General features: G+C 74.3%; 9 protein-coding genes and 1 pseudogene. 8 read left to right on the forward strand and 2 right to left on the reverse strand.

Annotated features, from left to right (window positions below; all coding sequences use genetic code 11):
* Positions 1-35: 35 nt before the first annotated feature.
* A complete protein-coding gene (locus AC1RSJ_RS06245; RefSeq protein WP_493117475.1) occupies positions 36-629 on the reverse strand; it encodes a M15 family metallopeptidase in 594 nt (197 codons plus the stop codon).
* A gap of 243 nt (positions 630-872) precedes the next feature.
* Here AC1RSJ_RS06245 and AC1RSJ_RS06250 point away from each other — a divergent pair, with 243 nt between their 5' ends.
* The 7 genes from AC1RSJ_RS06250 (at position 873) to AC1RSJ_RS06280 (ending at position 8,240) form a co-directional block, all read left to right on the forward strand.
* Positions 873-2,240 (forward strand): O-acetylhomoserine aminocarboxypropyltransferase/cysteine synthase family protein, encoded by a 1,368-nt coding sequence (locus AC1RSJ_RS06250; RefSeq protein WP_493117476.1) that lies wholly within the window; start codon positions 873-875, stop codon positions 2,238-2,240.
* A gap of 14 nt (positions 2,241-2,254) precedes the next feature.
* On the forward strand, positions 2,255-3,565 hold the full coding sequence (locus tag AC1RSJ_RS06255) for an LLM class flavin-dependent oxidoreductase (RefSeq protein WP_493117477.1): 1,311 nt from the start codon (positions 2,255-2,257) through the stop codon (positions 3,563-3,565).
* Positions 3,566-3,601: 36 nt separating this feature from the next.
* Positions 3,602-4,888, forward strand: coding sequence for a SufS family cysteine desulfurase (locus tag AC1RSJ_RS06260; protein WP_493117478.1), 1,287 nt, complete (start codon positions 3,602-3,604; stop codon positions 4,886-4,888).
* A complete protein-coding gene (gene sufU / locus AC1RSJ_RS06265) occupies positions 4,885-5,328 on the forward strand; it encodes a Fe-S cluster assembly sulfur transfer protein SufU (protein ID WP_493117479.1) in 444 nt (147 codons plus the stop codon). Before AC1RSJ_RS06260 ends, sufU begins: the two co-directional genes overlap by 4 nt.
* A gap of 157 nt (positions 5,329-5,485) precedes the next feature.
* The gene (locus AC1RSJ_RS06270) at positions 5,486-6,469 is read left to right on the forward strand and encodes a MetQ/NlpA family ABC transporter substrate-binding protein (RefSeq protein ID WP_493117480.1); all 984 of its coding nucleotides are present in this window, start codon (positions 5,486-5,488) and stop codon (positions 6,467-6,469) included.
* Between the two features lie 77 nt (positions 6,470-6,546).
* A complete protein-coding gene (locus AC1RSJ_RS06275; RefSeq protein ID WP_493117481.1) occupies positions 6,547-7,575 on the forward strand; it encodes a methionine ABC transporter ATP-binding protein in 1,029 nt (342 codons plus the stop codon).
* On the forward strand, positions 7,572-8,240 hold the full coding sequence (locus AC1RSJ_RS06280) for a methionine ABC transporter permease (RefSeq protein WP_493117482.1): 669 nt from the start codon (positions 7,572-7,574) through the stop codon (positions 8,238-8,240). The genes AC1RSJ_RS06275 and AC1RSJ_RS06280 overlap by 4 nt, the downstream gene beginning before the upstream one ends.
* A 16-nt stretch (positions 8,241-8,256) precedes the next feature.
* Here AC1RSJ_RS06280 and AC1RSJ_RS06285 read toward each other — a convergent pair whose 3' ends face one another.
* The gene (locus AC1RSJ_RS06285; protein ID WP_493117483.1) at positions 8,257-8,664 is read right to left on the reverse strand and encodes an ester cyclase; all 408 of its coding nucleotides are present in this window, start codon (positions 8,662-8,664) and stop codon (positions 8,257-8,259) included.
* Positions 8,665-8,953: 289 nt separating this feature from the next.
* Here AC1RSJ_RS06285 and AC1RSJ_RS06290 point away from each other — a divergent pair.
* Positions 8,954-10,459 (forward strand): annotated as a pseudogene (locus tag AC1RSJ_RS06290) (hypothetical protein); the annotation flags it as partial.

The following is a 10,459-nucleotide window of genomic DNA, read 5'->3' on the forward strand; positions in this document are numbered from 1 at the left end:
GTCCGGCGGCCGGCCGCTCGCGCTCGGGCTCGCGGTCAGCCGCTCGCGGCGTCCGAGCGCGGCGCCGGGCAGACCCCGCCGGGCTCGACGGCGAGCTGGAAGTGCCACATCTCGTTCGAGTAGGTCTGGCAGAGGCCGTAGCGGCTGCCGTGCTGCTGCATCCAGCTGTCCGCGTCGGTCCGCCCGATGTCGACCGCGTCGCCGGTGACGTGAGCGGACGTGTCCGGCGTCGCGACCCAGCGCCGCGCCTCCTCCTCGCTGCCGTACTTCTGCACCGCGACATCGAGCAGATGCTGCTGGTACCGCGCGCTGCGCCATCCGGACGTGATGACGAACTCCACGCCGTCCGCCTGCGCGTCGCGGGCGGCGGACTGCATCGCCGCCCGGAGGTCCGGGTCGAGCCGGGTGATGGCCGGCACGTCGGAGTCGGGCGCGATCGAGCCGCCGCGCGCGATCCAGCCGTCGTCGACGCCGAGCTCGCCGGTCGGCGACGGGGAGGCCTCCGGTCCCGGCGCGGTCGGTGCGCCGATCGGCACGGTGATGCCGGACCCGCGCGCCAGCCGGCTGAGCGGCTGCCAGGCGACGAGCAGCACCGTGAGCAGGATCGCGACGAGCAGCACGGCGAGCACGAGCAGGCCCGCGGAGGGACCGCGGCGCGGCGGGGCCGGGCGTCGGGAAGCGGATCGCGGCGGGGTCCTATTGGGCGGGGCGGAGCGGAGCGTCACCCTCCGAGCACAGCCCACCCGGCCGGGCGCGCGGGTCAGCCTGTCGGCGGATCTCCGGCGCCCGGAGGATGATCCCCGCACGGTGCCCGCTCGTCATACAGCGCAATGGATGCCGCCATCCGGGCCCGCCGGTGGCATCGTGTCCGCATGTCCCGTCCGACCTCCGCGCGCACGCCCGGTTTCGCGACCGCGCAGGTGCACGCCGGTCAGGAGATCGACGACGCCTTCGGCTCGCGCGTCGCCCCCATCCACATCGGCGCCGGCTTCGTGTTCGACGACTTCGACCAGGCCGCCGAGCGCTTCGCCGACAACGGCTCCGGCTACTCCTACAGCCGGATGGGCAACCCGAGCGTCGCGGCCGTGGAGCGCAAGCTCACCGCGCTCGAGGGCGGCATCGACACGATCGCGGTCGGCAGCGGGCAGGCGGCGCTCAGCGTCGCGCTGCTCGGCATCCTCCGCGCCGGCGACCACCTCGTCTCGGCGCAGAGCATCTACGAGGGCAGCCGCGGGCTGTTCCGGCAGAACCTCGCCGCGCTCGGCATCGAGACGACGTTCGTCGACGAGAGCGACCCGGCCGCCTGGCGCGCCGCGATCCGGCCGACCACGCGGGCGCTGTTCGGCGAGTCGATCGCGAACCCGCGCACCGAGATCCTCGACATCCCGGCGGTGGCCGAGGTCGCGCGCGAGCACGGCATCCCGCTCATCATCGACAACACGCTCGCGACGCCGTTCCTCATCCGCCCGATCGAGCACGGCGCCGACATCGTCGTGCACTCGACGAGCAAGTTCCTCTCCGGCCACGGCACGGCCCTCGGCGGCGCGATCATCGACGCCGGTCGCACCGAGTGGGTCGCCCGCAGCTTCCTCGCCGAGCCGGAGCCGGGTCACGACGGCCGCAGCCGCCTCGACGTGCACGGCGCCCGCGCCTGGACGCGCTGGACCCGCGATGTGGTCGCCTCGCGCTTCGGACCGGTGCTGTCGCCGTTCAACGCCTTCCTGCTGCAGCAGGGCATCGAGACCCTGTCGCTGCGCATCGAGCGGCACACCGCCAACGCGCTCGCGGTCGCGGAGTGGCTCGAGGGCCGACCGGAGGTCGCGCGCGTCGACTACGCGGGGCTCGCCTCCAGCCCGCACGCGGAGCTCGCCCGCCGGCTCCTCCCGCGCGGTGCCGGCTCGGTCTTCGCGGTGACGCTCGTCGGCGGCGAGCCCGCCGCCCGCGCCTTCGTCGACTCGGTCCGGCTCATCACGCGGATGACTCACCTCGGCGACGTGCGCTCCCTCGTGCTGCACCCGGCCTCCACGAGCCACGCGCACCTGACCGCCGACGAGCGCGCGCGGCTGGGCATCGAGCCCGGCACGCTGCGGCTCTCCATCGGCATCGAGGACGTCGCCGACCTGCTCGGCGACCTCGAGCTCGCACTCACCGCGGCGAGCGCGGATGCCGCGCCGCCCGCCTCCGCCCCGGAGGCCCTCGTCCACGAGCACCAGCTGCGGCACGCCGCGACCGTGCTCTGAGGCACGATGGTCTGATGGCGCGCCTGCAGCACTTCGGCTGGTTCTTCTCCCGCGGCTTCGGCCCCCAGGCCTGGGGCTCCCCCGCGTGGGAGTGGGACTGGGACTGGCGCCGCCCCGACCTCTACCAGCACAGCGTCCGCGAGCTCGAGCGCGCCGGCTTCGACCTCGTCATCGCCGAGGACGCGATCTCGCTCGGCACCGACGAGACCGTCGACCTCCGCATCCGGAAGGCGTACGGCGGCCCGAAGCACGACCCGCTGACGCTCACCCCGTACCTGTTCGCGGCGACGAGCGAGATCGGCATCGCGCCGACCGTCAACGCCGGCGCCACCCCGCCCTACCTCGCCGCCCGGCAGTTCTCGAGCCTGCAGCACCTCTCGAGCAACCGGCTCGGCATCAACGTCGTCACCGACGTGAAGAGCGCCCGGCACTTCGGGCTCGAGGAGCTCACCCACGACGCCGCCTACGACCGCGCGGAGGAGTGGATCGACGTCGTCCGCCGGCTCTGGCGCAGCTGGGACGGAGGCGCGCTCGTCGAGGACGCGACGACCGGCCGCTTCGCCGACGCCGCCGGGCTCGACCCGTTCCGCCACGAGGGCGAGTACTTCCGGGTCGCGGGTCCGCTCAACGCGACGCCGCTCGACGTGGAGCCGACGATCGTCTCGCCGGGCGGCTCCGGACCCGGGCTCGCGTTCGCGGGCCGCAACTCCGACGTGCAGCTCGCGCTCGCGCCGCTGGTCCCCGCGAGCATCACCGCCTACCGCGCGAAGATCCACGACGCCGCCGTCGCACAGGGGCGGCGCCCGGACGACATCCGCGTGCTGTTCGTCTTCAAGCCGGAGATCGTCGCGAGCGCGGAGGAGGCCGACCGCATCGTCGCCGCCTCGCACCACCCGACGGACGAGGCCGTCCGGGCCGTGCTCGAGGGCCAGTCGAGCGACCTCGAGACCGACCTCACCGTGCTCGACCTGGACCGCCCGCTGCCGGACGGCCTGTTCGGCCAGCACGTGTCGCGCGGCACGATCGCCGGCCTGCTCGGCGATGCCGACCCGGCCACGGCGACGCTCCGCGAGATCGCGACGCGGAAGGCCCGCAAGGGCCGCATCACCGACGGCTCCGGCGTCGTCGGCACCGCGGAGGAGGTGGCCGACGCCCTCGAGGCGCTCGGCGAGGCCGGCAACGACGGCATCATCTTCTCCGGGGACCTGCACCCGACGACGCTGCACCGGATGCTCGACGAGCTCGTGCCGATCCTCCGCCGCCGCGGCATGCTCCGCCGCGAGTTCGGCGGCGGCGGCCTGCGGGCCAACCTGCTCGACTTCTGACGCCCGGCGCGGCACCGAGCGCGCGCCTACGATCGGATGGTGACCGTGACGACGACCGCGACCCCGCTGTCCGACGCCGAGGTCGAGCGGATCCGAGCCGACTTCCCGATCCTGGCGACGACCGTCAACGGCTCCCCGCTCGCCTATCTCGACTCCGGCGCCACCGCCCAGCGGCCGCGCGCCGTGCTCGACGCGGAGCGCGACTTCCTCGAGCGCGAGAACGCCGCCGTGCACCGCGGCGCCCACACCCTCGCGGCGCTCGCGACCGAGCGCTTCGAGGACGCCCGCGCGACCCTGGCGCGGTTCGTCGGCGGCGACGAGGACGAGCTCGTCTGGACCTCCGGCGCCACCGCCGCCGCGAACCTGCTCGCCTACTCGATGGGGAACGCGGTGCCGGGCTCCCCGGTCGCGATCGGCCCGGGCGACGAGATCGTCGTCACCGAGTCCGAGCACCACGCGAACCTGGTGCCCTGGCAGCAGCTCGCGCTGCGCACCGGCGCGACCCTGCGCTGGATCCCGGTCGACGACGACGGCGCGCTCGAGCTCGACGCCCTCGGCTCGCTGATCGGCGAGCGGACCCGGGTCGTCGCCGTGGCGCACGTCTCGAACGTCGTGGGCACGATCGCCCCCGTCGAGCGGATCGTCGCCGCGGCCCGCGCCGCCGGGGCCCTCGTCGTGCTGGACGCCTGCCAGTCGGTGCCGCACCTCCCGGTCGACGTGCGCGCGCTCGACGTCGACTTCGCCTTCTTCTCCGGCCACAAGATGCTCGGCCCGTCCGGCATCGGCGCGCTCTGGGGCCGCCGCGAGCTGCTCGCCGAGCTGCCGCCCTTCCTCGCCGGCGGCTCGATGATCACGACCGTCACGATGGAGCGGACGGAGTTCCTGCCCCCGCCGCAGCGCTTCGAGGCGGGCACCCAGCCGGTGTCGCAGGCGATCGGGCTGGCGGAGGCCGTGCGCTACCTCGAGCGGATCGGCATGGACCGGATCGCCGCCCACGAGCACGCGCTCGGCGCCGAGATGGTGGAGCGGCTCGCCGCCCTGCCGGGCGTGCGCGTGATCGGCGCGAGGTCGGACCGCCCGCGAACCGGCATCGCCTCGTTCGACGTGGCCGGCATCCACGCGCACGACGTCGGCCAGTTCCTCGACGACCGCGGCATCGCCGTGCGCGTCGGCCACCACTGCGCCCAGCCGCTGCATCGCCGCCTCGGCGTGACCGCGACCACCCGCGCCGTCGCGGCCCTGCACACCACCTCGGGCGAGATCGACCGGCTCGTCGACGGCGTGCGCGACGCGATCGCCTTCTTCGGGGAGGACGACCGATGAGCAGCGAGCTGGAGCAGCTCTACCGCGAGGTGATCCTCGACCACTCGCGCCGGCCGCACGGCAAGGGACTCGAGGGCGGCACCGAGGCGACCTCGCACCAGATCAACCCGACGTGCGGCGACGAGGTGACCTTCGAGCTGCACCTCGACGCCGCGGGCCGCATCGACCACGCGCGCTGGGACGGCCACGGCTGCTCGATCTCGCAGGCGTCCGCGTCGCTGCTCGCCGACGTCGTGCCCGGTCTCGAGCCGGCGGAGCTGCGGCGGCGGATCGACGGCTTCCGCGAGGCGCTGCGCTCGCGCGGCGAGATCGAGCCGGACGAGGACGAGGTCGGCGATGCCGCCGCCCTGGCCGGCGTCGCGCGCTACCCGGCCCGCGTGAAGTGCGCGATGCTCGCGTGGGTCGCCGCGGAGGCGGGACTGCTCACCGCCCGCGTCTGATCGCGACACGCAGCGCAACCCGGCGTCATCGTTCGCAACGCGATTCGACCTCCGCGGCGGCAGCGGCGACGCTGGTTCCGAGCCCGTGACCCGGGCCGGCAGGAATACCCTCGCGCCGCTCACAGCACCGGCGGCGCCCGACCACCGAGGACCCATCGTGACCGACGACTCCAGCCCCCAGCTCCCGCCCAGGCTCCCCGAGAAGGCCGGCCGCCGCCGCACCCCGATCATCGTGGCGGTCGCCGCGATCGTGGTCGTCGCGGTGGTGGCGATCGTGCTCGGTGTGACGCGCCCGTGGGCCGCCTCCTCAACCGAGGCCGGCGAGTCCGGCAAGCCCTACGCCGGCCGGACGGTCTCGATCGGCGTCGCCGACGCGAGCCAGAAGTACTGGAAGACGTACAGCGCCCTCGCGAAGAAGGAGCTCGGCGTCACCATCAAGCTCGTCAACTTCTCCGACTACAGCAAGCCGAACCCGGCGCTGAGCCAGAAGCAGACGGACCTCAACGAGTTCCAGCACATCCAGTACCTCGCGAACTACAACGTCACGGCCGACGACGACCTGCAGCCGATCGCATCGACCGCGGTCTACCCGCTGCCGCTGTACTCGACCGAGTACTCCTCGCCCGAGGACGTGCCGGCCGACGCCGAGATCGCGATCCCGAACGACGCCATCAATGAGGCCCGCGGCCTCCTCGTGCTCCAGGCCGCCGGCCTGCTCGAGCTGAAGGACGGCGGCAGTGCCTTCTCCTCCGTCGACGACATCGAGTCGAGCAAGGTCAAGGTCACCCCGATCGCAGCCGACCAGACGGCCCGCGCGCTGCAGACCGGCTCGGTCGCCGGCGCGATCGTCAACAAGAACTTCGCCATCGACGCGGGGCTCGCGAACGACGACGCGATCTTCGCCGACGACCCGGAGAGCGACGCGGCCGCGCCGTACGTGAACGTCTTCGTGGCCCGCGCGGCCGACAAGGACGACGAGCTCTACCGCAAGCTCGGCGAGCTGTACCACGACGCGACCGTCGAGAAGGAGGTGCAGGAGGCCAACGGCGGCACCGCGGTCTTCCGCGACCTCACGGCGGCGAAGCTGCAGGCCGATCTGAAGAAGGTCGAAGCGGACGCCCGCTCGGCTGCCGCGAAGTAGCCCGTCGGATCACGACGGACGCGCCCGTCCGCCGGCCTCGTGCCGGCGGGCGGGCCGCGGCCGTGAGAGGAGCACGGATGAGCGAGCCACTGGTGCGGCTCGAGGACGTCAGCAGGACGTACCGCCGCGGATCGGAGACGATCACGGCGGTCGACGGCGTGACGTTGGACGTGGACCGGGGCGAGATCCTCGGCGTGATCGGCTACTCGGGCGCCGGCAAGAGCACGCTCGTGCGGCTCATCAACGCCCTCGAGCGGCCGACATCGGGCCGGGTCGTCGTCGACGGCCGCGACCTGACCGCTCTGCCGGAGCGCGAGGTGCGCACGGCGCGCCGCGACATCGGCATGATCTTCCAGCAGTTCAACCTGCTGCGCTCGCGCACGGCCGCCGGCAACGTCGACTACCCGCTGCGGCTCGCGGGCATGCCGAAGGCGCAGCGCGACGCCCGCGTCGCCGAGCTGCTCCACTTCGTCGGCCTGCTCGAGCACGCGCACTCGTACCCGGAGCAGCTCTCCGGCGGCCAGAAGCAGCGCGTCGGCATCGCCCGGGCGCTCGCCACGAACCCGTCGCTGCTGCTCGCGGACGAGGCGACGAGCGCGCTCGACCCCGAGACGACGGTCGGCGTGCTCGATCTGCTCCGCCGCGTCAACCGCGACCTCGGCATCACGATCGTCGTCATCACGCACGAGATGGACGTCGTGCGCAGCATCGGCGACCGGGTCGCCGTGATGGACGCCGGCCGCGTCGTCGAGCACGGCGACGTCTACCGCGTGTTCTCGGAGCCGGAGACGGATGCCGCCCGCCGCTTCGTGCGGGGCGTGCTGCACGACCGCCCGTCCGCGGACGTGCTCGCCCGGCTCCGCGCCCGGCACCCGGGCCGGCTGGCCGGCATCCGCGTCGACGACCGCGCTGGGTTCCAGGCGGGCGTCAGCGCCGCGCTGCGGGGCGCCGGGGTCGACGGCGAGGTGGTGTTCGGCGGCATCACGGAGATCCAGGAGCGCACGATCGGGCACCTGGTCTACGAGCTCTCGGGCGACGACGCCGCGATCGACGCGGCGCTCGGCGCGCTGCTCGCCGCCGGCTACGAGGTGGAGGAGCAGCGATGAGCGGACTCGACGACTTCCTGGGCAGCATCGACGTCTACCTGGCGGCGATCGGCCAGACGCTGATCATGGTGCTCGTCTCGCTCGTGGTGAGCGGGCTGCTCGGTCTCGCGATGGGCGTCGGGCTCACGGTGACCCGGCCCGGCGGCATCCTCGCGAACCGCGGCGTCTCGATCGCGCTCAACGTGATCGTGAACATCGTGCGGCCGGTGCCGTTCGTGATCTTCCTCGCCGCGATCACGCCGCTGACGCTGCTCGCGGTGGGCACCTACATCGGCACGACGGCAGCGACGTTCGCGCTGTCGCTCGCGGCCTCGTTCGCCGTCGCGCGGATCGTCGAGCAGAACCTGCTGACCGTGGACCCCGGCGTGATCGAGGCGGCCCGGGCGATGGGCGCGGGGCCGTGGCGCATCATCACGACGGTGCTCATCCCGGAGGGCCTCGGACCGCTGATCCTCGGCTACACGTTCATCTTCGTCGGCATCGTCGACATGTCGGCCCAGGCGGGGCTCATCGCCGGCGGGGGCCTCGGCGACTACGCGATCTCGTCGGGCATCCAGCGCTACAACTTCACGATCGTCTACATCACGGTCGCGACGATCATCGTGATCGTGCAGCTCGGGCAGCTCGTCGGCAACCGGCTCGCCCGGAAGGCGCTGCGCCGCTGACGGCGGGCTCGGTGCCTCAGATCGGCTCGGCGGCGGCCGAGAGCGAGAGGAAGCGCTGGAGGTCGTCGCCGACCGTCCAGATCTCCCGGATCAGCCCGTCGTCGATGCGGTAGGCGTCGATCTCCAGCCCTTCGACCCGGCGCCCGGTCGGGGCGAGTCCGTTCCAGCCTCCGCCCTGCACCCCGGAGGTGTGCAGCACCGCGGTGAGCCACGGGTCGGCGGACACCAGCCGCTCGACGGACCAGCGCTGATCTGGGAAGGCGTCCCAGACGCGGCCGATCGCGCGCGCGACGTCGTCGCGGTCGACCTCGGCGCCGTTGACCAGCACGTGGTCGGACAGGTGCTCGGCCACCAGATCGGCGTCGTGGTCGTTGCAGGCGGCCAGGTAGCCGCGGTAGGTCTCCTCGAGCGGTGCGGCGGTCATGCGGCCCAACGTAGGACCCGTCGGACGTCGGACGACGGGCTCGCACCCCGCGCTCAGGCTCGGCGTGCGGGGGGCGGGGACCGGCGCCGACACCGTTTCCGGACCCGATTTCGACACAGACCGGTCGGTCTGTCACCCCGGGGTGACGTTCACCTGAAAATCGGCTGAGTCCCCCGAATGGGGGACTCGCGGTGCACATAATTCCCGGACGAGAGCGAACCCGAGATGCTCTCGACCTCGCGGGCGTCGGGGCGGCTCCCCGGTGCCGGCTGACCCGAAAGGCTGCGCCATGACCGCGCCCGACGCCCGCGACCCCCGACGCCCCTCCGGTGCCGGCGCCTCCTCGCGCGAGGATGAGGCCCGGGCGCTCGTCGCGGAGGCGCTCGCGCTCGAGGCGGAGTCGAAGGCGCTCCGCGCGTCCCGCCCGGCGGCGGCCCCGGCGTCCCCCGCCGGCGCGGCGGCGTCGCGCCCCGCGAACCGGCCGAAGTCGGAGGGCGCGACCGCGGGCGCGGGGTCGAAGGCCGCGGCGAAGTCGGGTGCAGCGACGACCGGTGGTGCGAAGTCCGGTGGTGCGAAGTCCGGTGGCTCGAAGTCCGGTGCAGCGAAGGCTGCCGGAGCGAAGTCGGGCGGGGCGACGACGGTGTCCGCGTCGACGGCATCCGGGGCGATCGCTTCGACCGCGCCCGTCTCGGCGGGGAAGCCGCTCACCCCGCGCATCCCCGCCGGCGGGAGCAGGACCGGCCAGACCCGCCCGCGGCAGAGCCCGCCCGTCGGCGGTCCGCGCGCGCCGGCCTGGGCACGACGCCCAACCGGCGCCGTGGAGACCGAGGCAGCGCCCGCCGAGCCCACGGGCACCGAGCCGACGAGCACCGAGCCCACGCCCACCGAGCCCACGGGCACCGAGCCGAACGCGACCGAGCCGGCCGGCGCCGAGCCGGCGTCGATCGAGGCGGACGTCGTCGAGACCGACGCCCACGTGGCGGTCGTCGAGCCCGAGCCGGCCCCGAAGGCCAGGCCGAAGCCGGTGGCCGCCCCTCCCACGGTCGCGCCGACCCGCCCGCTGCCGCCGCGCCCGGTGTCGCCGCCGCCGCGCCTTCCTGTGGCGACGCCGACCCGCCCGGCGGCGGCTGCCGCAGCCGCCGTGCCGGCCACGGCATCCGACTCGGTGCTCGAACGCCTCGTGGCCCACCGCAGCGCGCTCCTGCTGCTGCCGGCCCTCGCGCTCGGCGCCCTCGTGCTGCTCACGGCCCTCGCCGCCGGAGCGGCGCCGAGCGCCGACGAGGCCGACCTCATCGCCCGCGCGGCCGCGCTCGCCCCGTCGGCCGGCGCGGCGGCCTGGGCCGGCGCCGGCTGGACCCCGGCGATCGTCATGGTCTACGCCGAGCTGACCGGGTCGGTGCTGCGGCACCCGACCATCGTGGAGGCCGCCCGCGAGACCGCGGTCGCCGCCGCCCTGGTCTCGGCCGTGCTGCTCTGGCCGATCGCCCGCCGCCTCCGCCTCAGCGCCCCCGCGGCGACCGCCGCGGTCGTCATCGCGCTCGTCGCACCGCTCCCGCTCGCGCTGCACCTGGTCGTCTCACCGGCCGCGCTCGCCGAGCCCGCGCTGCTCGCGGCGCTGCTGCTCGCCCTCCAGCGCCCGCGGACGCGCCCGCGGACGATCGTCGCGGCCGCCGCCTGCGGTGCCGCCCTCGCGGTCGCCGCCGCGATCTGGCTGGGCGCTCTGGCCCTGGTGCCGCTCGTCGCCTGGCTGCTCGTGCGCGGCTCGCGGCGCGTCGGCCTCCGCATCGCGCTGCCC

It is taken from the genome of Schumannella sp. GW821-FHT10F01, from assembly GCF_058809295.1.